This window comes from Cumulibacter soli (assembly GCF_004382795.1).
In the GTDB taxonomy this organism is placed as follows: Bacteria; Actinomycetota; Actinomycetes; order Mycobacteriales; family Antricoccaceae; genus Cumulibacter; species Cumulibacter soli.
In genome coordinates this window covers 243493-267363 of the sequence record NZ_SMSG01000005.1, presented here as the reverse complement: position 1 = coordinate 267363, position 23871 = coordinate 243493, and the positions used below count along the sequence as shown (strand labels likewise).

Annotated in this window: 22 protein-coding genes; 11 read left to right on the top strand and 11 right to left on the bottom strand. The window is 64.7% G+C overall.

Annotation, left to right across the window (positions count from 1 at the left end; genetic code table 11):
• Nucleotides 1-38: 38 nt before the first annotated feature.
• The gene (locus E1H16_RS12675) at nucleotides 39-911 is read left to right on the top strand and encodes an MBL fold metallo-hydrolase (RefSeq protein ID WP_134324237.1); all 873 of its coding nucleotides are present in this window, start codon (nucleotides 39-41) and stop codon (nucleotides 909-911) included.
• Nucleotides 912-932: 21 nt separating this feature from the next.
• Here E1H16_RS12675 and E1H16_RS12670 read toward each other — a convergent pair whose 3' ends face one another.
• Complete coding sequence (locus E1H16_RS12670) at nucleotides 933-1379, bottom strand: PaaI family thioesterase (RefSeq protein WP_166741752.1); 447 nt, start codon at nucleotides 1377-1379, stop codon at nucleotides 933-935.
• Nucleotides 1380-1503: 124 nt separating this feature from the next.
• Here E1H16_RS12670 and E1H16_RS12665 point away from each other — a divergent pair, with 124 nt between their 5' ends.
• From E1H16_RS12665 to panB, 3 genes are all read left to right on the top strand, one after another.
• A complete protein-coding gene (locus tag E1H16_RS12665; protein ID WP_208379039.1) occupies nucleotides 1504-2283 on the top strand; it encodes a Rossmann-like and DUF2520 domain-containing protein in 780 nt (259 codons plus the stop codon).
• 89 nt (nucleotides 2284-2372) lie between these two features.
• Nucleotides 2373-3233 carry a pantoate--beta-alanine ligase gene (panC, locus tag E1H16_RS12660; RefSeq protein WP_134324235.1) on the top strand — a complete coding sequence of 287 codons (861 nt, stop codon included), beginning with the start codon at nucleotides 2373-2375 and terminating at the stop codon, nucleotides 3231-3233.
• A gap of 3 nt (nucleotides 3234-3236) precedes the next feature.
• Entirely contained in the window at nucleotides 3237-4127 is an 891-nt protein-coding gene (gene panB, locus E1H16_RS12655) for a 3-methyl-2-oxobutanoate hydroxymethyltransferase (protein WP_134324234.1), read from the top strand.
• Nucleotides 4128-4137: 10 nt separating this feature from the next.
• Here panB and E1H16_RS12650 read toward each other — a convergent pair whose 3' ends face one another.
• Both E1H16_RS12650 and E1H16_RS12645 read right to left on the bottom strand, forming a co-directional pair.
• Nucleotides 4138-5436: a sensor histidine kinase gene (locus E1H16_RS12650; protein WP_134324233.1), complete on the bottom strand. Its 1299-nt coding sequence runs from the start codon at nucleotides 5434-5436 to the stop codon at nucleotides 4138-4140.
• Complete coding sequence (locus E1H16_RS12645; protein ID WP_134324232.1) at nucleotides 5433-6026, bottom strand: response regulator; 594 nt, start codon at nucleotides 6024-6026, stop codon at nucleotides 5433-5435. The genes E1H16_RS12650 and E1H16_RS12645 overlap by 4 nt, the downstream gene beginning before the upstream one ends.
• A 107-nt stretch (nucleotides 6027-6133) precedes the next feature.
• Here E1H16_RS12645 and E1H16_RS12640 point away from each other — a divergent pair, with 107 nt between their 5' ends.
• Genes E1H16_RS12640 through E1H16_RS12630 form a run of 3 tightly spaced genes read left to right on the top strand, consistent with a single transcriptional unit; the run spans nucleotide 6134 to nucleotide 9766 of the window.
• A complete protein-coding gene (locus E1H16_RS12640; RefSeq protein WP_134324231.1) occupies nucleotides 6134-7168 on the top strand; it encodes an iron ABC transporter substrate-binding protein in 1035 nt (344 codons plus the stop codon).
• A 59-nt stretch (nucleotides 7169-7227) separates the two neighbouring features.
• Nucleotides 7228-8724 (top strand): ABC transporter permease, encoded by a 1497-nt coding sequence (locus E1H16_RS12635; RefSeq protein WP_208379038.1) that lies wholly within the window; start codon nucleotides 7228-7230, stop codon nucleotides 8722-8724.
• Nucleotides 8708-9766: an ABC transporter ATP-binding protein gene (locus E1H16_RS12630; RefSeq protein ID WP_208379037.1), complete on the top strand. Its 1059-nt coding sequence runs from the start codon at nucleotides 8708-8710 to the stop codon at nucleotides 9764-9766. The genes E1H16_RS12635 and E1H16_RS12630 overlap by 17 nt, the downstream gene beginning before the upstream one ends.
• A gap of 159 nt (nucleotides 9767-9925) precedes the next feature.
• On the opposite strand, the gene E1H16_RS12625 is transcribed toward E1H16_RS12630, so the two are convergent.
• The 6 genes from E1H16_RS12625 to E1H16_RS12600 all read right to left on the bottom strand — a co-directional run bounded on the left by E1H16_RS12625 (nucleotide 9926) and on the right by E1H16_RS12600 (nucleotide 16527).
• Complete coding sequence (locus E1H16_RS12625; RefSeq protein WP_208379036.1) at nucleotides 9926-11497, bottom strand: long-chain-fatty-acid--CoA ligase; 1572 nt, start codon at nucleotides 11495-11497, stop codon at nucleotides 9926-9928.
• 302 nt (nucleotides 11498-11799) lie between these two features.
• A complete protein-coding gene (locus tag E1H16_RS12620) occupies nucleotides 11800-12459 on the bottom strand; it encodes an MBL fold metallo-hydrolase (RefSeq protein ID WP_134324229.1) in 660 nt (219 codons plus the stop codon).
• 99 nt (nucleotides 12460-12558) lie between these two features.
• Nucleotides 12559-13383, bottom strand: a complete 825-nt coding sequence (locus E1H16_RS12615; RefSeq protein ID WP_134324228.1) for a phytanoyl-CoA dioxygenase family protein — start codon at nucleotides 13381-13383, stop codon at nucleotides 12559-12561.
• A 32-nt stretch (nucleotides 13384-13415) separates the two neighbouring features.
• A complete protein-coding gene (locus E1H16_RS12610; protein WP_134324227.1) occupies nucleotides 13416-14597 on the bottom strand; it encodes an LLM class flavin-dependent oxidoreductase in 1182 nt (393 codons plus the stop codon).
• 47 nt (nucleotides 14598-14644) lie between these two features.
• Complete coding sequence (locus E1H16_RS12605; RefSeq protein WP_166741751.1) at nucleotides 14645-15706, bottom strand: 2,3-butanediol dehydrogenase; 1062 nt, start codon at nucleotides 15704-15706, stop codon at nucleotides 14645-14647.
• Entirely contained in the window at nucleotides 15703-16527 is an 825-nt protein-coding gene (locus tag E1H16_RS12600) for an SDR family NAD(P)-dependent oxidoreductase (protein WP_243837845.1), read from the bottom strand. The genes E1H16_RS12605 and E1H16_RS12600 overlap by 4 nt, the downstream gene beginning before the upstream one ends.
• 115 nt (nucleotides 16528-16642) lie before the next feature.
• Between E1H16_RS12600 and E1H16_RS12595 the strand changes: the two genes are divergently transcribed.
• Complete coding sequence (locus E1H16_RS12595; RefSeq protein WP_279586369.1) at nucleotides 16643-17563, top strand: IclR family transcriptional regulator; 921 nt, start codon at nucleotides 16643-16645, stop codon at nucleotides 17561-17563.
• A gap of 21 nt (nucleotides 17564-17584) precedes the next feature.
• Here E1H16_RS12595 and E1H16_RS12590 read toward each other — a convergent pair whose 3' ends face one another.
• Nucleotides 17585-18778 carry a hypothetical protein gene (locus E1H16_RS12590; protein ID WP_134324224.1) on the bottom strand — a complete coding sequence of 398 codons (1194 nt, stop codon included), beginning with the start codon at nucleotides 18776-18778 and terminating at the stop codon, nucleotides 17585-17587.
• 106 nt (nucleotides 18779-18884) lie between these two features.
• Between E1H16_RS12590 and E1H16_RS12585 the strand changes: the two genes are divergently transcribed.
• From E1H16_RS12585 to E1H16_RS12575, 3 genes are read left to right on the top strand one after another with little or no spacing between them, the layout of a single operon-like run.
• The gene (locus E1H16_RS12585) at nucleotides 18885-20522 is read left to right on the top strand and encodes a hypothetical protein (protein ID WP_134324223.1); all 1638 of its coding nucleotides are present in this window, start codon (nucleotides 18885-18887) and stop codon (nucleotides 20520-20522) included.
• 47 nt (nucleotides 20523-20569) lie between these two features.
• Entirely contained in the window at nucleotides 20570-21862 is a 1293-nt protein-coding gene (locus E1H16_RS12580) for a sensor histidine kinase (protein WP_134324222.1), read from the top strand.
• Entirely contained in the window at nucleotides 21859-22521 is a 663-nt protein-coding gene (locus E1H16_RS12575; RefSeq protein ID WP_134324221.1) for a response regulator, read from the top strand. The genes E1H16_RS12580 and E1H16_RS12575 overlap by 4 nt, the downstream gene beginning before the upstream one ends.
• A gap of 43 nt (nucleotides 22522-22564) precedes the next feature.
• Here E1H16_RS12575 and E1H16_RS12570 read toward each other — a convergent pair whose 3' ends face one another.
• Nucleotides 22565-23848, bottom strand: a complete 1284-nt coding sequence (locus E1H16_RS12570; protein ID WP_243837844.1) for an MFS transporter — start codon at nucleotides 23846-23848, stop codon at nucleotides 22565-22567.
• Nucleotides 23849-23871 lie beyond the last annotated feature (23 nt).

Here is a 23871-nt window from a genome sequence, read left to right as displayed (position 1 = left end):
CGCCCGACGGAATTGTGTGGCGCACGTAGGATCCGGGGATGAGTACTGAGCGGATTCGGTTGGGTGATCACACCCAGATGCTGTGCGGCGATGACAACGGCAAGTACCCCACGGGCAATCCCATCCTGGTCGAGGGTCCCGAGGGTCGGTTGGTGATCGACTCGGCGCTGTCGGTCCCGATCCCAGATGTAGACCTCGTTGTGCTTAGCCATTACCACGAAGACCACACCGCCGGCCTGCCCAGTCGCCCCGATCTGAAGGTCCAGATCCACGAAGCCGACCTCAAACCGGTCAGCGACGTCGATGCGTTCTTCGAAACGGGCGGATTTGACGAGCCGCGGTTCCGCAAGGAACTACAGGAGAAGTATCAGCACGGCCCGATCCCGCAGGCCACCGCGCTCGCCATGAAACCGATCGACCTCGGCGGCGGCGTCATCGTCACGCCAGTCCACCTCCCCGGTCACACCGCAGGACACTGCGGATACCTGATCGAACCGGACGGCGTCTTCTTCACCGCGGACGTCGACCTGTCGAGTTTCGGGCCGTTCTACGGCGACGTGCACTCGTCGTCGTTGATCGACTTCCGCGAGTCACTGCGCCGCAGCGCGGAAATCGAGGCCGCCGTCTACTCGACGTACCACCACAAGCGTGAGGTCCGCGATACAGCGACCTACCAGCGGTTGCTGGCCGCGTTCACTAACGTGATCGACGAGCGCTCGGAACGGGTCCTCGACTTGCTCGCGTCGCCGCAGAGCGCGTCCGAACTCGTCGGCAAAGGCGTCGTCTATCGTCCTGGGAACGTCCCGTCGTACGCCGTAACTTCTGAGCGCGCGATGACCCAACTGCACCTCGACGAACTGTATGAAGAAGGTCGTGTCGTACTCGAGAACGGGCGCTACCGCCGCGCATGACCTGACGCTGCGCCGGCGGCTCTAGGCAGGGTCGGCGACCGGCGACAGTTCCTTCTCCGCATCCACGATGACATCGCTGCGGCGGGTAACGATGACGAAGGTCGCCACCGCGTGGGCGATCAGACGTCCGTCCGAGTCCCGAACGACATCGGCCTCAACCACCGCGGTCTGTCGGCCCCGTTTGCGGACCGTGGCCATGCAGGTGAGCGCGTCGCCTGGGTTCGCCGACGCCATGTAACTCATCGTCATCGACGCCGTCGATGGCGCTTGCCCCGGCTCGAGAGCGGTCGCGACCGCCCGTCCGAGGGCGCTGTCGGCGAGGGTTGCCAGGGCACCACCGTGCATGATCCCGCTGCGGTTGAGGTGATCTTCGGTGACGATGACGGTGCCGCGCGCTTGCCCATTGCCCAAGCTTTCGGTGTCGATCGCGGACAGCGCGCGGTAGCCGGTGCGCGGAATCATTGCCATGTGTCCTCCGTGAAAATGTGCTCGGCTCGACATTAACGGGTGCCGTGGCGTGCACCGATTGCCCGGGTGGGTGCGCGGTTACGCTGGATGCGATCGCCCTCGAACTTCGCCGGAAGGACCGGCCGTGAATGGCCCCGAATCAGCACTGCCTGTTACCAGTCCCCTCGCCATCGTGGGCGCGGGACGACTCGGTCATGCGCTCACCGCTGCGCTGGGTGCCAGCGGTCTGGAGGTGCTCGGCCCATTCGGCCGAGGGTACGACGGTGCTGATGACCGCCCCGCAGTCGTGCTGTTGTGTGTGCCCGACCGCGAGATCGAGGCCGCTGCGTCGGCGCTGCACCCTCGTGAAAGCATGCTCGTGGGGCACTGCTCGGGAGCGACCACGCTTGCACCGATCGGTCCGCACGAGGGGTTCAGCCTGCACCCACTGATGACGGTCCCACGCACTGGCGCTCGGTTTGCCGGAGCCGCTGCGGCCGTCGCCGGGCGCACACCCAGGGCGCTCAGGACCGCTACCGACCTCGCCGGGCTCCTCGGAATGACGGCGGTCCAGGTGCCGGACGGCGACCGGATCGCCTATCACGCTGCGGCCGCGGTGGCCTCCAACCAGTTGCTCGCGGTGCTGGACCTGTCGGCGCAGTTGGCCTCGTCCGTGGGCGTGGAACGCAAATACCTTGGCCCGATCGTGCACGCGACGGTCGACAACTGGCTAGCCACCGGCGCGGCGCGGGCACTGACCGGTCCGGTGGTGCGCGGGGATGAGCAGACGCTGCACGGTCACCGTGAGGCCGTGCGTGAACGCGTCGCGGATGACGCATCGCTGTTTGATGCGCTGCTCGAAGCGACCCGGCGGCTCGCGGCGTCCGCGTCATCCGAACAGCCGCCCGCCGATACGCGCGAGTAACCGACTGGATCCGGGTGATACCGGCCACTTGGTGTTACCTGCGCCGTGAACTCGGGCCAGTCTGGACGGTACGGAATTCGAGGAGTTGCATGGAAATCGTTCGTACCGTCGATGAGCTACGGGCCACTATCGCCGCGCTCGGCGGTTCACGCGACGCTCGCGTCGGCCTCGTTCCGACCATGGGGGCGCTGCACGAAGGCCACTTGACGTTGGTGCGCGCGGCGAAGGCTGACTGCGACATCGTCGTCGTATCCGTGTTCGTGAACCCGACACAGTTCAACGACGCGAAGGACCTGGAAGCGTACCCGCGCGATGAGCAGCGCGACAGCGACCTCGCTGCGGACGCGGGCGCCGACGTGCTGTTCGCACCGAGCGCGGCGGAAATGTACCCGGAGGGGCACTCGACCTCGCTGCGCGTCGTCGGGGTGAGCGAACCGCTGGAAGGTGCCCATCGCGGCGCCGTGCACTTCGACGGGGTTGCCACCGTCGTCACCAAGTTGTTCATCGCTGCCGAACCCGATTTCGCTTACTTCGGGGAGAAGGACGCGCAGCAACTCGCCGTCGTCAAACGCCTAGTGCGCGACCTTCGACTGCGTGTCCAGATCAAGGGTGTCTCGACCGTGCGCGAAGACAGCGGCCTGGCGATGTCATCGCGCAATGTGCGGCTCAGCGACGACGAACGGACGCTCGCGTTGGCGCTGAAGCGCGGACTGGAAACTGCTTCGCAGATATACCTTGATTCGCTGGACCGCAATGGCGCCGAACGCGCCGGTGCGAACGCAATGCGTGCCGAGGGCGTCGAGCCGGAGTACCTCGCGCTGGTAGACGAAGCCACCTTCGCGCCCGTCGAGTCGGGCCAGTCTGCACTTGCCGTGGTTGCTGCCCACGTGGGCGCCGTACGGCTCATCGACAATCTTCATGTTCCAATCGACCCCGAGAGGAAGAACTGACTCATGTCGACTCGTCCCCGCCCCGCCGAGGGCGCCGCCACGCAGCGCCGTCCCCTGTCGATTCCGAGCCTGTTTGCGCTCAAGGAAGCTGGTACGCCTATCGCGATGATCACGGCATACGACTTCCCGTCGGCGCTCGCTGCTGAAGAAGCAGGCGTCGATATCGTGCTCGTCGGCGATTCCGGCGCGATGACGGTGCTCGGCTACGAAAGCACCGTGCCGGTATCGGTGGACGAAATGCTGACGTTGACCAAAGCAGTACGACGTGGTCTGAAGACACCCGTACTGGTCGGAGACCTGCCGTTTGGTTCGTACGAGTCCAGTGATGAACTCGCGGTGCAGACCGCGATGCGGTTCGTGAAAGAAGGCGGCGTGGACGCCGTCAAACTCGAAGGCGGCAGCAATGTGCCGCTGGCCCGCGCCAAAGCGATCCTCGCCGCGGGAATCCCGGTGATGGGGCACGTCGGGTTGACTCCGCAAACGGCAGTAGCCCTCGGGGGATTCAAGGCGCAGGGCCGTACGGCGGAGTCTGCTCGTCGTGTAGCGGCAGAGGCTCGTGCCCTGCAGAACGCCGGCTGTTTCTCTGTTGTGTTCGAAGCGGTGCCCAACGAATTGACCGAAGCGCTGATGCCGCTGATGGACAGCACTGTCGTGATCGGTATCGGCGCTGGTCCGGCGACCGACGGTCAGGTGCTTGTGCTGCAGGACCTCGCCGGAATGGGATCTGGCGGTAAGGCCAAGTTCGTCAAGCGGTTCGCGGAGCTACACGATCCGCTGGTCGACGCGCTTCGCTCGTATGCGACCGAAGTGCGCGAAAAGCAGTACCCGGCGCCCGAGCACTGCTACTCCATGCCCGCCGCCGAGCGCGAGAAGCTGGACCTCTCGAACCTGTAGTTCGACGTCACTAAGCTGAGAGGGTCGTCGGGATTCGTACGTGGGCCGAGGTCCCCGACGTTCCCGTCGTGATTCGGAAGGTTCCGGCGGAGTCGACGACGGCCTGTCGAATCAGGCTCAGTCCCAAGTGTCCTTCCGGCGCCGGCGCGGTCGGATCGAACCCGCCGCCGTCATCAATGACGTCAAGGGTGACGTAGTGCTCGTCGCCGCGAAGCCGCACGCGTACCGTGTTCGGATCACCATGCAGGATCGCGTTTCGAACGAGTTCGCGCGCTACTCGGTACGCGAGAGCGGCCGCTTCCGGCGTCGTGTCGGCGGGTTCGTGCACGTCGAGTTCGAGCATGCCGCGCCCGATGTCGTCAGCCAGATCCTGCATCGCATTGACCAGTGAACCATCGAATTCTGGGGGCGCGAGTTCGGTCAGCACATTCCGCAGCCCGGCGACGTCGGAGTCGAGCAGGTTGATCGCGCGCATTAGTTGGGCCGACCGGTCAGGGTCTCGCTGCACCGATTGTTCAAGCGAGTCGAGTACCAACCCGACGCTCGCCAGGTCTTGGATCAGACCGTCGTGCAACCGTGCGGCCAAGCGGCGGCGCTCGCGATCTGAGGCAGCGAGCGCGGTCTGCAGCAAAGCTCGCCGTTCTGTCTCTCGTGCATCCATCCGGCGCGCGAGACGCAACGCTAGTGGCAACGTCGCGGCACCGAGTACGAGCGGGCCCAGGACGGCGACCGGCAGCACGATGCTGAGCAGATCCGACAGCGCCCGATCCGCCACGGATGGCAGGTAGATCTCCAATCGCATCGCCTGCCCGGATGCGTCGTCGAATCCGATGAAGGCTTCGAGTAGCCCAGCCTCGCCGTACTCGTACTGGTGCTCGTCATCATTGGGGACGTCGAGGATGACCACCTCGCCGGCATCCAGGCGTTCGCCCATAACAGGATCAAACGGACGGCGTGCGCCTTCATTCCGCGGCTCGTCGGAGTACAGCACGACGACTTCGTCCCCATCGACTTGCCAGATCTTGGCGCGGTCGATCACGCCTCCGTCGATGAATGCTTGGATCTCCAGCAGCGCCGCCTCACGCACATCCGGACTGTCCGCGCTGAGATCGAGAAGGGTCAGCGGCGCGACGACCGCGAGCGCCACCGTACGAGCAACGGCGGAAGCCTCGTCCCGCGCGGCTTCAACGGCAATCGCCGTCGAGATCAACGAAGCCAGCGCAGCGACGATGAGTGAGACGAGGACGGTAGAGACGGCATGGATCGTGAGTGCCCGCCTGACCGACCGGCTCATCTCACGACGACTCATTGAGGCTCCATCAGCACCATGCCCGCCCGCGCCGCCATAACGACGGCTTCGAGTTGGGTACGCGCCCCGAGCTTTGCAAGGATCGACTTTACGTGGTCGCGCACCGTATAGACCGACAGCGTCAGATGGCTCGCGACACCGCGCACATCCATACCCTGGCTGAGCAGCCGCAGGATCTCCTGCTCCCGCGGCGACAGCACGCTGTCGCTCGGCGGGGGCGCCGGTCGGGGTTTGCGCTCACGCAACGCGATCAGCAACTCGTCGAGGCGACCGTGCTTGGGCAGTATCCGATCGGCGCCGCCGGCCATCGCGCGGCGTGCGAGATCCGATCGAGGGTGCGCGGTCAACACGATGATCCGCGCATCAGGGGCCATCCGGCGGAGCTCGGCGACGAGTTGCGCTCCGTCGCCATCGGGCAGACCCAGATCGACGATTGCCGCCGAAAACTCAACAGTCGCGGCGATTCGACGCGCTGCGGCGACCGAATGCGCGACGGCGACACATTGAATATCGCGCTGCGCGTCGAGCCCCAGACGCATCAGGTCGGCGAACGTCTGATGATCGTCGACGACGAGGACCGAGGTAGGCATTCCCTAATTCTAGGGATCTTCAGATTCACGACCAAGGTTAGGCTTACTTGGCCGATCTGGCCGCACTAATACTGCACGAACTCCCTCACGAAGGACATCGAATAACCATGCGCTCTCCGCGTTCCGGCACCGCCTTGCTTGCTGCATTGATCGCGCCCGCAATGCTGCTCACTGCCTGCTCATCGGACTCCGAGGAACCGGACGGCGAACGGACCGTCACTGTCTACTCCGGACGCTCCGAAAGCCTCGTTGGACCGATCATCGACCAGTTCGAGGAAGCCTCCGGGATCACGGTCAAGGTCCGCTACGCGAACAGCATCGAAATGGCCGCACAACTGCTGGAAGAAGGCGACCGCACGCCGGCGCAGGTGTTCCTTTCTCAGGAAGCGGGCGCGCTGGGTGCGCTTCGCGATGCAGACATGCTGACGTCGTTGCCCGACGACATCACCGGTGCTGTCGAGTCCGCGTACAACGCCTCCGACGACTCGTGGGTGGCGCTGACCGGCCGCGCCCGAGTGATCCTCTACGACTCGGAGGAACTTTCGGCCGACGAGGTCCCCACGGACGTCCACGACCTGACCGATCCGAAGTGGAAGGGGCGAGTGGGAATCGCCCCGACCAACGCCTCGTTCCAGTCGTTCCTGACCGCGATGCGGGTTCTGGAAGGCGATGAGGCGGCCGAAGAATGGCTCAACGCCATGATCGCGAACGACGCGGAGATCTTCACCGGCAATAGCGCGATCCTCGAAGCCGTCAACACCGGTGCACTCGACATCGGTCTGCTCAATCACTACTACTGGGTCATCGCCGCCAACGAAGCAGGTGGACCGGAGTCGATGCGCGCACAACTGCAGTTCGGCGAGCCGGGCACGGTCAGCGCGCTGGTGAACGTGACCGGCGCCGGAATCCTCAACGGAGCCGAGGATTCCGAGGAAGCGCAGGAATTCGTGGAGTTCCTCGTCAGCGAGCAAGCGCAGGAATACTTCGTCGAGGAGACCGGCGAGTACTCGCTGTTGCCCGACGCCACCTCACCGGCCAACGTGCCGACGCTTGAGGAACTACAGGGTCCAGAACTCGACTACTCCGAGTTGGCAGACCTCGAAGGCACCGTGGCGCTACTGCAGAAGGTCGGATTGATCTGAACCGGCTACTTCAGCTAACGACGGGGAGGTCGCGCGGCGCGCGACCTCCCCGGTCCCTGTTGTTTACTGGGACCATCACCGCCGGGATCGGCGCATTACCGCTGGTGTACCTCATCGTGCGGCTCGTCGAGGCGGACGGCTCCAACGTCACCGACGCGCTGTTGCGCGAGCGCACTCTCACCCTCGTTCTGACCTCGCTCGCGTTGTCGGTCCTGGTTGCGATCGGTTGCCTGCTGCTCGGAATCCCGATCGCCTGGGCACTGGTGCGGGTCAAGCTTCCCGCCCGGGGATTATGGAGCGTGCTCGCGGCACTTCCGCTGGCGATTCCCTCGTACGTCACCGCATTCACCTGGCTGTCAACCTGGCCGGGGTTGAACGGCTTCTGGCCGCTGGTCGCAGTCATGGTGTTCGCCTGCACGCCGTACGTCACGCTGCCGGTGGCTGCGGCCTTCCGCCTCGCCGATCGTCGCGGCGTTGATGTCGCCCGTACGCTCGGCCGCGGCCCTGCCAGCGCATTTCGTGCAGCGATGCTCCCGCAGATCGCGCCCGCTGCCCTCGCCGGCGCCTTACTGGCAGCGCTTTACACCCTCTCCGATTTCGGTTCCCCCTCGCTGATGCGCGTGCAAACGCTCACCTGGGCGGTATACGCCGCGTACGAGGGCGGCTTGAACCGGACCCTCGCGGCTGCCACCGCGGCCGTGCTGGTGGTGCTCGCTCTGCTGCTGGTGATCGCTGAGCGTCTGGTGCGCTCACGCGCGCGGCGCGGTATCAGTCCTGCGGCGCAGCTGGTCCGGCCGCCACAGATATCCACGCTCGGCGCGCGGATCGCCGCAATAACCGGAATGCTGGTCGTTGCGGTACTGGGACTGGGTATCCCAGCATTCGCCTTGACGCGGCGCGGTCTGGAAAGTCGAGCCGCCGAAATCGATTGGCACCGCCTCGCCGAAAGCACCGGCACCACACTGGGCCTTAGTCTGGGCGGCGCGGCCCTCGCTGTGGCCCTCGGCCTACCGATCGCCGCACTCGCCGCCCGGTACCGGTCCAAGGCGACGGCGGTCTTGGAGTCCGTGTCCTACCTGGGAAACGGAATGCCCGGTCTCATCGTCGGTCTGTCACTGGTGTTTTTCACGCTCAACGTCATTCCCGCCCTGTATCAGACGGCACTCGCACTTTCTCTGGCGTACGCGGTGATCTTCTTACCCAAGGCGATCGGCTCGGCGAGGTCGGCGATCGCACAGGTTCCGCCGGCGCTCGAGGATGTCTCACGCAGCCTCGGTAGAGGCCCGGGGCGGACCTGGGCGACAGTAACTGCCCGATTGTCGGCGCCGGGGATCGCTGCGGGCGGCCTGTTGGTCGCGGTCACCGCGATGAAGGAACTGCCCGCGACCCTCATGTTGCTGCCCATCGGGTCCAACACACTCGCTACCGAACTGTGGGGCCACACCACCATGTCCGCCTATGCCGCTGCCGCGCCGTACGCCATAGCCCTTGTGCTGGTCGCCAGCATCCCTGCCTATTTCCTATCCCGAGCGGAGCACAATGGATCTCGAGATTGAGAACCTCAACGCCTGGCACACTGCCCGCGGGCAACGAGCGGCGACCTTGATGGACGTCGCCTTCAGCATTCCGGCCGGCGAACTGGGCGCGGTGCTCGGGCCCAGCGGCAGCGGGAAGACCACCCTGCTGCGCGTCATCGCCGGCCTGCACCGCGACGCATCCGGCAGCATCCAACTAGGCGACAACCGCCTCGACGGGAGAGCCCCGCAGCATCGAAAGATCGGCCTGGTTCCCCAGGACGGCGCACTATTCCCACATTTGAGCGTCGTACAGAACATTGAATTCGGCCTGCCACGCGCGCAACGGCGCGGCCGACGCACCGCTGACATGCTCGATCTGCTGAGTTTGCGTCCGTACGCCGACCGGCTGCCGCACCAGCTTTCCGGCGGGCAGGCACAACGCGTGGCGGTCGCCCGCGCGCTGGCTCCCGGACCACGGCTCGTATTACTGGACGAGCCATTCTCCGCACTCGACGCAGCGCTACGCAGCGAGGTGGGGGACGGCGTACGCAATGCGCTGGCCGACACGGGAACCACTGCCCTGCTCGTCACCCACGATCAAAGTGAAGCACTGTCGCTGTCGCGTCAACTCATCGTCATCGATGCCGGTCGGGTGCGGCAGACCGGCGCCCCAGACGAGGTCTACGCGCATCCCGCCGACCTGTGGACCGGACAGTTCCTCGGCGATGCCAATACCCTCGCTGCCGTCAGCGACGGCACCATCGCGCAGACCGCGATCGGTCCGCTCCGTCACCAGCCGACCGAAGGTGGACCCGTCACGGTGCTGATTCGCCCCGAGCAGGTCAGTCTGGCCGTCGGCTCAGACGGGGCGACCGTGCGATCAACCCGCTATTTCGGCCATGACTGTCTGGTGAGCGTCGAACTAGATGGTGGCGGCACGATACTCGCCCGCGGCGCGAGCTGTCAGTTGCCCGCGGTGGGCGCTCGCGTCGCGATCACCGTCGACGGCCTAGCGCGGGCATACCGCAGGGCTGATTCACCAACAGCGCCCGCGGAATCGAGCAACGACGTCGCCACCTGAGCTGCCCGAACTTCCACCGGCGCGGGATTCATGATCGAGAACGCCGACCAGCCTCGACGCCGGATGTAAGCATCGAGAGTGGGGGACTTTCCCACGCTCGAATCGGTTCCCCGCTCCCGCAGCTCCTCCCCGCTTCGGGTACGCGAGAATCGGATCCGCCTAGCCGAATGCCTTGCGTTGTTCTTCGCGCAGGATGAACTTCTGCACCTTGCCACTCGCGTTACGGGGGAACCCGTCGGTGATCACCACCGCGGACGGCTTCTTATAGGAGGCGATGCGCTGGCGACACCAGTCGATGATCTCGTCCTCGCTCGGCGCGTCGTCCTGATCGACCGGCACGATGTATGCCACCGGCGTCTCCACCCACTTCGGGTGCGGGCGGGCCACGACCGTCACTTCGGATACCTTCGGGTGCGCATCGATGGCCGCCTCAACCTCGGCGCAGTAGATGTTCTCGCCTCCGGAGATGATCATGTCCTTCGCGCGATCAACGACCTTGATGAACCCGTCCTCATCCATCACACACAAGTCGCCGGAGTGGAACCAGCCACCACGGAACGCCTCCGCGGTCGCCTCAGGATTGCGCCAGTACTCCCGCATGACGGTGGGTCCGCGGTAGACGATCTCCCCCACCTCGCCCTGAGGTACGTCGTTCATCTGCTCGTCCACGAGGCGCGCTTCGACCATGGGGACGGGCTGACCCACGGTGCCCATCTTGCGGACGGCATCCTCGCCGCGCAACACGCAGGTCACCGAGCTCATCTCGGTCTGCCCGAACATATTGAAGTTCGGTACGCCTGGAAAGGCATCGGCCATCGCCTGGAGCACCGATGGCGGTGCTATTGAGGCACCCCAGGAAATCCGGCGCAGCGACTTAGAACGCTCGGTCACGTTCGGGACCTCGCAGATTTCCTTCCACTGCGTCGGCACGAAGTAGCAGGAGGTGACGTGATCCTTCTCGAAATGCTGGACGACGTCCTCGGCTGAGAAGTTTCCCGACGCCATCAGGATCGTGTGGCCGCCAGCCATGACGTAGTTCAGAATGCCGTTCAGTCCGCCGATGTGGAACAGCGGGAGACCGGAGAGCCAGACCTCACCCTCGGGCTCGATGCGTTGGCCCACCATCGAATTCATGGAGTTCATCATGAGGTTGAAGTGCGTAATGACTGCGCCCTTGGGCCGGCCCGTGGTTCCCGATGTATACATCAAGAACGCGGGCTCGTGTTCGTTGACATCTACGCCGAGGTCGCTGCCGTCATCGGACAAGATGTCTTCGTACGCGAGAGCATCGAACTCGGCGTGACGGCCTCCGCAGACGACGAACGTAACGTTCGATTCCAGTGACGCGCGGACTTTCGCGGCATCTTCGACGAGCGGGTCATCGGCGAGCAGCACGCTTGAGCCGGAGTTTTCTACGACGTACTGCGCTTCAGGGGCAGCAAGGCGGAAGTTGACCGGTACGGCGATAGCACCCAAACGCACGACGGCGAAGTACGACTCGATCACTTCTGCGCGGTTCTGCATGAATACGGCGACGCGGTCACCGGGCTGCACGCCAAGGTCGCGCAGTCCGCGCGCGAGGCGCGACACGCGCGCGTCCAGCTCCCCATACGTCAAGTCGGAGTCCTGATACGTAAGAGCCGGGCGCTCGGGTGCTTTGCGTGCCCATCGGGCCAACTGCTCACCTAAGGACATGCGACGCGATCCGGCGATCGCCTCTATATCAGACATTTTCGTCTCCAAACTCGATCGACTTCCGTACCACCGCGTTCGGATCAGCCGCGGCAAGTCCCGCGGCGAAGCCAGACGACCACCCGGGTCACCGACGCGAGAAATCGTCTGCGTGGACGCACGAACGCGCTGTGAACGATTGATCAGGACCCACGGGGGCTCCCAAGACAGGCGCGCAATCACGTTCACTCTGACTTCACGCGGCCCGGAGCGGCATACGACCCGAGGTCAATGATCAATCGTTCAGTTTCAGGCTACCAGCCCGACTAGAGTGAGCGATCTCCTCGCGTCGAGGGTGGCTCTCACGCCGAGAAGCCATCTGCGGTCACCGTCCGCGGGCGGTGGTCGCGCAGGTCGTGGACCGCGGTAGGGCTCATTGCGTCCACCCGCTCGGTCATCAATCCCCAGCCACGTTCACTGAGCAAGGCGTCGTGAATGCCGAAGCCAAGCGGTGCTGCGAGTACTCGCGCGAAGTCGATGTGCTCCTTGAGTGCAGCCCAGGGACCCATCGCGGGCATCGCGACGACGTCGACACCGGGCGGGCAAGCGGCGAGCGAGTCCCCTGGATGAAAGAAGGTCGGCTCGCCTTCGGCTTTCACCAACAGCCCGATGTTCCCGATAGTAGGAATGTCGCGATGGATAACGGCGTGATCTCCCCCGACAGCCTCGATGGTGACCGAGCCGATCGTCGTCGTTCCGCCCGCCGACAGCGGCTCGCTGCGTGCCAAATCCACGACGCCGGACACGCTCGGCTCGACGATGACCCGGGCGTCCGGGTTCGCCTCTAGCAGAGCCGGCACGTGGGCGGGATCAACGTGGTCGGGGTGTTGGTGCGTGACGAGCACGGCGTCCAAACCCTCGAGCGAATGCCAGTCGGCACTGAACGCACCGGGATCGATGAGGATGCGAGCGCCCGCGCTCTCGACGAGTACGGCGGAATGTCCGAGGTGGGTGATCTGCATGGCGTTAACGTATCGCTCCGACCTCAAGGTCGTCGAGCGTCGGCTCCGCGGCTTTGGGCTTTGAGCCTTGGGCTACGCTCTCCGCCTCGCAGGCGAGAACTACGCGCTTTCGCCGCGCAGGAAAGATCGCGCCGGTTCACCGTTCACGCGGCCTAATCCGGACATGTCGTAACCGAGCAGTTGCAACAGTTCGTCGCTCGCGGTTTGCAGCGTCTGCGGGTTCAAGCTCAGGAAGAAGTTCTCCTGAGTCCGATAGATCGGCTTGGTGTACCAACTGAAGATACCCGCGCGGCGCTGCCCATCGGTGCGGTTCGAACCTGTCTTGTGCCACACCCGCCCTTCCATGACGACCAGGGTGCCGGCCGGGGCCTCAAGTGGGACGCCCTGCGCTTGCTGATCATCAGCCGTGGGCATTCGATTCCACAGGTGCGAACCGGGGATGACGATCGTCGCGCCGTTCTCCTCGGTGAAGTCGTCGACCAGCCAAATCGCATTCGCTCCCTCCGGACCCGCCCACGGTTCAGGCATATATGTCATATCTGCGTGCAACAGTGACTCACCGCCACCGGAGAAAGTGATATTCGAGGAGATACTCGACAGCGCGATGTCGGCGCCCAAGACGCTGCGCAGCAAACGCAGCGACGTCGGGTGTTGCACCAGTTCGACGAATGGGGCACCACGTGAAAGCAAGCCCCAGACGCGCTGGTTCGTCGTATCCTTGTCTAGCCCGAAGTCGCTACGCGTGAATCCACTCTGGTGATCGTCCTCCATCGCTTGCACGAGGCGATCCCGGACGCGCTCGAGTTCGGGACCGGGGAGCGCCTGAGCGACCAGGCAGATCCCGTGCGTCTGTAAGTCACGTTCTGCCTGCCTCAGATCGCTCGTCGGCTCGGGCAGACTCAGCCCTGTTGCCATCTCGCTCATATCCCGGTCCCCCTCGAACTTCCTGCTGTTTGTTACTTGTCTTTGGCGGCCTTCGCCTCGGCTACCTCAGCGTCGTACTTCGCTTGCATGTGTGCGATCGCGTCAAGCTGGCCCTGAGTACCGACGTCCCGCAGCGCGGCTGCGCGCTCCGCGGCCTCGGTCGTAGCCTGAGCCTGTCCCTGGAAGTGGGGCATCACCTCGCGCGCGAACAACTCGTACGACTTGAACGTCGCAGCGCGATCGGCCCAGTCCGTCGCGTTCAGCAGCAGCGTGCCGAACCCGCCGGACTGCTTCTGTAGCGCCTCGATCTGCGCACGGGCCTGCTCCGGCGTACCAATCACCGAGGACGTCGAGGCGAGGATCGTGTCGACCATGTCGTCTACCTCGCTCTCGGTACCGATTCCCTGCTGTGGGAAGGCAGCGATCTGCTGGAAGTAGTTGAACCAGTGCTTGATGCCCAGGCGCACGTCCTTGCGAGCCTGCTCTTCGGTCTCGGCGAGATGGAACACGCCGACCAGGCGCCACGCGTCACGGCTCACAGTCTGGTTATGGGCAGCGGCGCGCTCCTCCACGACGTTCCAGTGGTGCGCCAGTGCATCGAACCCGTCCTGGGTCAGCGTGGCGCCGACCGAGATCATGCCGAGGCCGTGGGTGCCGGCGAGGCGCGGGCCCGTCGGCGAGACCATCGCGGCAACGACCATCTCCAGCTGGTCGGAGTACGGACGCAGGTGCACGTGTGCGTTCACCAAGTTGTGGGTCTTCGTCTGCTTCGTGACACTCTCCCCGCGCAGCAGCCTCGCGAGGATTTCGACGTTCTCGCCCAGCAGCTCACGGGTATCGGTCGGCGTCAATCCGATCATCGCCGAATCCGACGGCAACGACCCCGGGCCGAGGCCCAGGATCACACGCCCGCGGGTCTGGTGATCAAGCTGGATCATTCGCTCAGCCACCCAGAGCGGGTTGTGGTACGACACCGACGTGACGCCGGTGCCGAAGCGGATGTGCTTCGTACGTTCCGCCGCTGCGGCGATAAAGATTTCCGGCGAGGCGATGATTTCGCTGCCGGCGCTGTGGTGTTCACCGATCCACGCCTCATCAAATCCGAGGCGGTCCAGATGCACCATCAACTCGAGATCCTGCTCGAGCGCCAACGTCGGGTTGATTCCCGGATCGTGGATCGGGGCCAAGAATGCGCCAAACTTCAAACGTGACATGCAGATTCCTTACGTGATCGACAACGGCCGCTCAGCGGCCTGGTGTATCAGCCCTGCGGGCGGACCAAAATTTTGATGTGTGCATCCCGGTTGGCCAACAACTCCTCGAATCCGCCAGTGACAGCGTCATCCAGCGCGACGACCGAGGAGACCATCCAGGACAAGTCGCCGAGCGTGCCGTCGGCCAGCAACTGCAGTGCGAACCCGAAGTCCCGTGGACCGTAGCCAAGTGCGCCGGTAAACGTCGCTTCGGTACCGAGCAAAACCATCGGGTTGAATTCGGTCGGCCGCTCCCAGGCAGACACGCTGACGAAAGTTCCGCCACGGCGGATAACCGAGTACGCGGCGGCAAACGAGGCATCGGCACCGGCAGCGTCGAAGGACACATCCGCGCCGCGGCCATCAGTTCGCTCGAGAATGTGCACCACCACATCGAGGTCCGTGGGGTCGATGACAACGTCTGCACCGACACGCTCGGCAGACGAGCGACGCAGCGCGTTCGGCTCAACGACGATGAGTCGTCGTACGCCGGCGACCTTGAGCGCCAGGATCGTCATCAGGCCGATCGGCCCGGCGCCGAACACCACGACGTCGTCACCCGAACGGACGTTTCCTTGGGCGACAGCGTGAATGCCGACCGCCAGCGGTTCGGTCAGCGCCGCGACCTCGTCGGGGATGCCGTTGGGGACGACGTGACAGAGGTCTTCGGGGACCACCATGTACGGCGCCATTCCACCGTGCAGCGCCGCCCCCAGGATGCTCAGCACATGGCAGACATTCCGCATGCCTTCGCGGCACGAATGGCACTGTCCGCAACCCCGCAAAGCCTCGACGACGATGCGCTGTCCGACCTCGAAACCGGTGACCCCCTCACCGAGTTCGGTGATGGTCCCAAGATTCTCATGCCCCATCGTGACCGCACCGCTCATCCCCGTGTGGGGATGGGGTTCATCTATCGGCCGAGCCGTGCCGCCGACGTACTGATGCAGATCCGAGCCACAGATCCCGCAGTACGTGACCGCCAGCTTGATCCAGCCGGGACGAACCTCTGGCTCGGCGACCTCTTGGAGGCGCAGGTCTTTGACTCCGAAGTACTGCAGCGCCTTCACAGCGACTGCAACTTTTCGAACTCTTCGGGTGTCAGCGCGGCGGCGGCTGCCATCACGTTCGGATAGCGCTGTAGATGACCGCCACCGTTGACATCCAGCGTGTCGCCGGTCGTCCAGTCGGCCATTGACGAGCACAAGAAGAGCGCGGTTGCGGCGATATCCTCGGGGCGCCCGTTACGCCTAAGCGGCGTGTTATCGGTGAACTCCTCCTGCACGCCGGGGATCGCACGCAGCGTGTTCGTCAGCGGGGTATCAATCAGCCCGGGAGAGATCGTATTGACCCGAACCCCGTCCGCGGCTAACTCGAGAGCGGCGACCTCAGCAAGCGCAGTCAACCCACGCTTAGCAGCGCTGTATACGCCGTACCCCGCGGCTGTCTGGCGCGCGTTCAGCGAGGCGATGTTCACGATCGATCCGCCGCCTGTCATGACCCGCGCCGCGTGCTTCATCACCAGGAACGACCCGGTGAGACAGATGTCGATGACGTTCTGCCAGTCAGCGAGCTCGATGTCCCGAATCGCACCTAGGTGTCCTATGCCGGCGCAGCTGACCACCGAATCAAGCCGGCCTTCGCGTTCGATAACTGCCGCGAACAGCGCCTGGATGTCGTCCTCGCTCGTCACGTCGACGCGCCGTGACCATGCCTGTGGTAGCGATGCGGCGCGGTCGGCAGCAGTCTCTCCGTTGAGGTCGGCGATCACGACCTTCGCGCCTTCCGCGGCAAAGGCTTGGGCGCTTGCCCACCCGATGCCCGAGGCGCCCCCGACTATCAGCGCGACGGTATCGCGGAGACCCAGATCCATAACTGCACGTCCGATCATGTGGCGAAGTGTGATGCGAGTCAATCTATGAAGTGGCACATTGCCTGTCAACATTTACAATTCGTAAACGATTCGGCAGAGTAGTGCCCGGAGTTGTCCGACCAAGACCACAGGGGTGATCGAATTGCCGAGGCCGTCACCTCAGACAGCGCGCCTAGTAGAGGTCTTGGAGTTCCTCGCCGCCGACACATCGCAGCAGCGCTCGCTCGCCGACATAGCCAGGATGCTGCAGGTCGACAAAGCCACCTGCCACCCGATGCTGATCGAACTCACTCGCCGAGGCTGGCTGGTACGTCATCCACACCGCAAGACCTATCAACTCGGACCTCGGCTGGTCCCGATCGGCGACGCCGCACGAGGTGCGACCAACGTTGTCGATATCGCACGGCCATCGCTGGCGGGCCTCGCCGACGAACTCGGCGTCGCATGCGCCGCCTTGGTCACCTCAAGTGCCGACCTGGTCGTAGCCGAACTTGTGCAGCCCCGAGGCGTACGGCGTGGAACCATGGGCCAGCAGATCGGCGACAGGATCCAGTTTCGGCCGCCACTCGCGGGAATTTTCCTGGCCTGGCAGGACGATCGAGCAGTCCGCAACTGGCTGGACCAAGATGTGATGGGCAAGCCGAGCAAAGCTGTGGAATCGCACTATCGTGAGGTTCTAGCTGCTGTACGGGCACGGGGATACGGCGTGGAATGCACCCTTCCGGGTGAGGAAGCGCTTGGCTCGCACGTCGAGAAGGAACTGCAGGATGTCCGCGGCGGGGCACGTGAGAGCATCCTCGAATCCGTCTATAGCAAGATGATGCGCCCCCACATGGCCATCGCGGAACTGGACCCCGAGCGGCAGTACATGCCGTTCTCGATCAATGCCCCGGTGTTCGACGACTCTGCTGTCGCCGTCCTCGCAGTGTGCGCGTACGACTTCCGGGCGCCGCTGAGCGCCGCCGAGGTGCACACGATCGGCCTCACGGTGCGGGCGACCGCACGCAGCGTCACACACGCGATCTACGGCCTCGAACCTCCGCAGAAGGCGTAACCGCCGGATGTACGCGGGACTTCAGGAGGACTCGGACTGGCCGGCTTCCAGAGCGACCCCGGCAGCGCGCTGAATCTCGAACAGCATCTTCGGTGGCGGCGTGATCGCCCCGGACTCGACGAGTTTGTCCAAGATGTTTCGCGCCTGCTGCAGATAGGCGCCACGCTCCAATTGCGACTGTGCACCCTCTGCGTGCCGCAGTAACTTGGCTGCCTGCGAGATTCGCCGCTGGTCCGGATCCGATAGCGCGGATATCCCCATTCCCCGGGCGTTCTTCTCTGCCTTGGCCCACGCTTTGGTCAACGTACGCACGGAGCCGCGATAACTCTCGAACGCGGAACCTGCGCCGGGGAACTCGTCCAGCCGTAGCGCTCCCGCTTCGCCCAGTGCGTGAAAGAAGTCCGCCGTCTCATCGATCGTGACGTCGACGATTCCTGGGAATCGTAGTAATAACAGCGGATCAGTCTCGTACGCGCCATACGCGAGCAGCACCCGATCATGCTCACCAATGGCCTGCGCCCATAGGCTCGCGTGTGTCTCGGCGTGCGGCTGCGGATCTCGATCCCGCGACGCTCGTGGCTCGCGTGTTCGTTGCTCCGCCTCATGCTCCATCGCCAGACGCTTCGCTGCCTGCTCTCGTACGTCCTTACGATGTGCTTCCCAGGGCGTCATCGGCATCGACCGCTCTCGCAGGGAATCGACGATCCGCTTACCATAGGGATTCGCGAGATCGATAGCGCAGAAGTATCGCTTGCCCGCCCTATCGGTCACGCTCAACGTATGTTGTCCCTTCAGCGGGAATGCGCATTCCGCATTCCCGAGATTCTCGCCCACGTATGGCAATGGCGATATCTCGACGTTCGCGATCTCGGGCAACGCAATTCGGTGCTCATCGCCGTCGCGGCTCAGTGTCAGGGACCGCTCCCCCAGGCCGACGCTGATCGTCCGCGTGGGCATCCGCCATGCGAGGAAGGCCACGGTGCACAGGATCAGCCACACCGCTGCTGCCAGCCTCTGCGTGGTCGCCGTTCCCTGTGTCATCAGGAAGGCGACCGCCCCGCCGACGGCCGCCAGGGGAAACAACACGTTCAGCGCCGTGGGCGTCGATAGCCTTGCCACCGATAGGCGCACGACATATAGATCGCGCTCGGGCGGTGCCGTCGGGCTCGTCGATGCTGACGAGGAATCCGGGTACATCTTTGCCGGCTGATCCATCGCCCTCGCCTCCCGTCGACTCACCAACAGTTCGTATTTGCATTGATCGTAATGAAGCCATCGGACTACCTACAGCCGGACGGTTTCGCTCTAGTAAATTTGGGAAATGAGCCAAGCGAAGCCGATGCCCGTCGTGCGCCGGTTCGGCATGGGCGTCATCTGGGGCGGCGCAACGATGACCGGGATCACGCTCGCCGCAGATTCGACCGGTTGGTTCGCCGTCGGTGCGGGCACCGTGACAGGCTTGTGCTTCCTCGGCTGGGTTTCCGGCGTCCGGTTCAAGTTGGCTCGGATCGAACACCATGCACGCGCGGGCGCCTCGACTCGCGACCCCGATTCTCGGGTTTACCAGTCCGCTGCGATACCCGAGGCGATCAGGACCACCCGTTTCGCATTCGCCAAGGCGAACAGCGACGATGCCGCCGCGCGAGCGAACCTAGACCCGCTGATCGCCGAGGTCGACGTCCTTATCCCGGATGGCCCAGGCGGCCTGCCCTTCCGCAGCACGGCCGCACGCGATATCGACTTCGATGATCTCGCTGATCTGCAGCGGCCTACCTCGTACGCCCTGTTGCCCGGGACTTCGCCAGGTGCGCTCCTGCTCGGTGCGCGCGATTCCGAACGTCACGACGATGTCCCCGATCCTAGAGGCTTCGTCACCAGCGGGCGACTTCCGGGGGTCGCACGTCGGGTCGGTCGCGGACGGCGCGCCATGATCGCGATGTGCGCTGGATTCGCCATAGCCGCGGCGAGCGTCTCTGTTGCGTTGCCTGACTTGTCGATCGTGCAAGAAACTGTCGAGGACGCCATCGACTTCGTCGCCGGCAGTGGTGATGTGGGCGACCTCGGGGACTCCCTCGAGGATGCGCTCGATGACCTCGCCGAGGTCAAGCCCGGCAGCATCGATCTCATCCGCAGTTTCGAACTGGACTCGATCGGCTGGACTCTCACCGCCCTCGATCCCGAGCGTGGGCAAGACTTCGAGATCACCAACAGCGAGTCCGAACCGTCGTATGGCGCCAACGCTACGACTCCCGGCACCTTCAGCATCGATCGTGCGTCGCTACCGAAACTCAACGATATGTACGACGACCTGCTTGAGCACGTCGACGAGTACGACGTCGGCGATGCCGTCGTCGCTATCCCCGTTGGCGGATCCACCCCACTGGTGACCTACCAGATTCATGGCGTGAGCGGCATCGACGAAATCCAGGGCACCCTCGATGGGCAGTTGGCGCCCATGGCCGATCCGCAAAGTTTTCCTGACACCACCGAGAATCTCTACGCAGCACTCGAAGACGTCGGGCTGAGCAAGGACGACGTGATCTTTCAGGAAATGGTTATCCGCTCCTCCGATCCGTTCGCGCCCGACCCGGGCCCACCCACTTTCCTGGAGTCTGGGGGTGTCGGCGGACAGGTCAAGATTCCCGATGGTGACTACGCCGGGGTCAATATGCTCAACGTGGAGGTCGGGAAGTTCCCCGTGATCTATCAGGATTCGTCACTGACCACGACAGACGCTGCTACGTTCTCCGCCGCCGAGATTCCGGCTGATCAACTAGCGAAAATCGTGGACCTGGCCGCCGCGGACGCGGGAGTTGAACAGGGTGACCGCAATCGGATGACCGTCGTGATCACGCAGCCATCGACCGGCTCAGACGTTCCCGTCGTCAGCGTCCAGTTCGGCAGCGGTTACGGCTACCACTGCTGGGAAATCACTGGCGCCCAGAGCGACTATTGCTGACCTACTCACGTCCGCCGGGAGCGACTGAGGATCGTTAGGCTCGTGACATGACCGTTTCCGATGCCGAACTCGCGATCTGGCGCCGTCCGGCCGCCGACTCAGAGCAGATCCGCAACGACCTACTGGGCGCGGTTGGCCTGTTCTTGCTCGGCATCATGTCCGTGGTGCTGACCATCGCTATCGGGATTTACGGCGACGACGGCGCTGCCCCGGCCGTATCAGTCGCCCTCGTTGCGGCCACCACACTGCCGCTGGGGCTACGCCGCCGGTTCCCGACCGCGGTGCTCGCAGTCGTCGCGATCGCCTTCATCGTCGCCGGCGAACTCGTGGTCGGCGAAACCATCGTGATGAACATCGGGTTGTTCTGCGCCATCTACACGGTAGGTGCGTGGGAAAGCGATCGCGCTCGGGCGGCCTGGGCCCGGATCGCCTGTATCGCGGTAATGGCGGTCTGGCTCATCATCGGAATGTTTCGCATTGCCGGCGAAGACCTCGGAACCGACGGCAGCGGTATCGGTGCCCTCACACCGAATATCGGCTTCATGCTGCAGAACCTGCTGATCAACGCGCTCTACTTCGCAGGCGCGTACTGGTTCGGCGAGCACGCCTGGAACGCAGCCCGCCAACGCTCAGTTCTCCAACAGCGCACGCGAGAACTCGCCGCGGAGAAGGCACGCGCCACCCGGCAAGCAGTCACGATCGAACGCCTGCGAATCGCCCGTGAATTGCACGATGCGGTCGCCCATCATGTGTCGCTAATGGGGGTGCAGGCGGCCGCGGCGCGCGCGATCCTGCCGCGTGACATTGACGGCGCACAAGCGCAGCTCACGGCCCTGGAAGACTCCGCGCGGGCAGCGGTCGCCGAACTGTATGCGCTGCTGGGCACACTGCGCGATGACGACGGCGCCGAGCCCGTCGAATCACGCCCATTGCCCGGCGTCGAAGGCATCGGGCAACTGGTCGCCGAGGCGGAGGCGACCGGGCTGGACGTCACGATCGTCGAGGTAGGCGAGCGCCGCGACGTACCGCCGCTGATCGGACTGAACCTGTATCGCATCACGCAGGAGGCGCTGACAAACACGACCAAGCACGCCGGGCAGACCGCTCGCGCCGTCGTCACCGTGCGTTACCTCGACGGCGCCGTCGAACTCGAAGTCGCTGACGACGGCCGACGGCGGGGGTTGCCACGACCGCACGGCATCGGGCTTGGTCTGCCGAGTATGCGGGAGCGCGTAGCCAGTCTCGGCGGTGAACTGCTCGCGGAACCGCGTAGTGGTTCCGGTTTCGTCGTCCGCGCCCACATCCCTACACCCGCCGCCAGCGCACGAGGAGTCTCATGAGCACCCCGATCCAGGTCGTGCTGGTCGACGATCAGCACCTGATGCGTGAAGGCATCCGCACAATTCTGTCGGTGCACGAGGACATCGAGGTGGTCGGGCAGGCGGCAAACGGTGCCGAGGCCCTTGAGGTGGTACGTCGTACCGCGCCGGACATCGTCTGCATGGACGTCGAGATGCCGACCATGGACGGGCTCGAGGCCACGCGACAACTCGTTGCGGACCCGACCGTCGCCGCGCGCGTGCTGATGCTGACTACCTTTGACCGCGAGGACTACCTGATGGCCGCGCTACAGGCCGGCGCCAGCGGCTTCCTGTTGAAGAACTCCCGACCAGAGCAACTCGCGGACGGGATCCGTGCGATCGCCGGCGGCGAGGCGCTGCTGGCTCCAGCGGTGACGATGGCCGTGATCAAACGTGTCGTCTCCGCGAAAACGGAACCGACTCCGGCAGAACCGCCCGCTGGGCTGACCGAACGCGAACTCGCCGTGCTGCGACTGCTGGCGACCGGGCTGTCGAACGAGGAGATCGCGAGCGAGTTGGTGGTCGGGCGCGCCACCGTGAAGACCCACGTGTCGAACGTGCTGTCGAAACTAGGGCTGCGCGATCGGGTACAGGCGGTGGCCTACGCCTACCGGACCGGCGTGGTCACACCGGACTGAGCTACCTGAGTCAGGAACTGATGGGCCCGCGCAGTCACGCGAACTACGCGGGCGGCGTACGGCGGTGCAGCGTCGCGCTCCACAGCAGTACGCCGAGACCCACAACCGCGAGCACCGCGCCGACCAGCGGCGTCGTACGCTCGCCCCAGGCATCCAACGCGATGCCACCGGCGAACGCGCCGAGCGCATTGGCGATGTTCAACGCGGCGTGGTTCATCGCCGCGCCCAGGGTTACCGCGTCACCAGCGACGTCCATCAACCGCAACTGCAGATTCACCACCACGATCGTCGCGGTCGTGGTCATCAACAGGCCGGTCGGCCACAGCAACCAGCCGTTCGGCGCCACCAACCACAGCAGCACCAGCACGCCCGCCAGCGCTGCCGTGCCGATCAGCAGGGTGCGGAACACCGACCAGCGCGCGAGTTCGCCGCCGACCCAGGTGCCTAATACCATGCCTAGCCCCAGACTCAGCACGAAGAACGGAACGCTGTCAGCCGACAATCCGGCGGTGTCGGTGACGATGGGCGAGATATAGCTGAAGACCGCGAACATCCCACCGAAACCGACGGCTCCGGCCGCCATCGTCAACCAGACCTGCGCCGAACCGAAGAAGGTGCGCGCTTCATTGCGTCCCTTGGCGTCCGGATTGGCGGGCGTGTACGGCACGAATCGGCGGATCAGCAGCGCGGTGACGACCGCGAGGATTGCGGACACGGCGTACGGCGTACGCCATCCGAAGGTCTGCCCCAGCCACGTCGCGACGGGTACGCCGGCGACGTTCGCGACCGATAGGCCGAGCATCACCATCGCGATGGCGCGGCCTTTGCGTCTCGGTTCGACCAGGCTCGCCGCGACGAGGCTGGCAACGCCGAAGAACGCGCCGTGCGGAATACCGTCCAGAAATCGCGCGACCATCAGCATCTCGAACCCGGCTGCCGCGGCGCTGAGCGCGTTGAAGAACGCATACACGGCCATCAGCGCGATCAACAGCGCGCGCCGAGGCAGACCCGCGACGAAGAACGACAGCAGCGGAACGCCGACCACCACACCGATGGCATACGCGCTGATCAGGTGTCCCGCTGTCGACGTACCGACGCCGACGCCTGCGGCGATCTCCGGCAGCACGCCCATCGTGACGAACTCGGTCAGCCCGATGGTGAAGCCCCCGACGGCGAGCGCGAGTATCGCTAGACCGACACGGACTCGGCGATGTCCTTCTGTCGCGCGCGACTGCGTCGTCCGTTGGTGATCGCCGGCCTGCGGTGCCCCTGCAGGGGCGCTCGCTAGCGGATTATCGACAGCAACGTCTGGCACAGCGGTACTCACCGTTCGGCTCGGTTTCGGTCCAA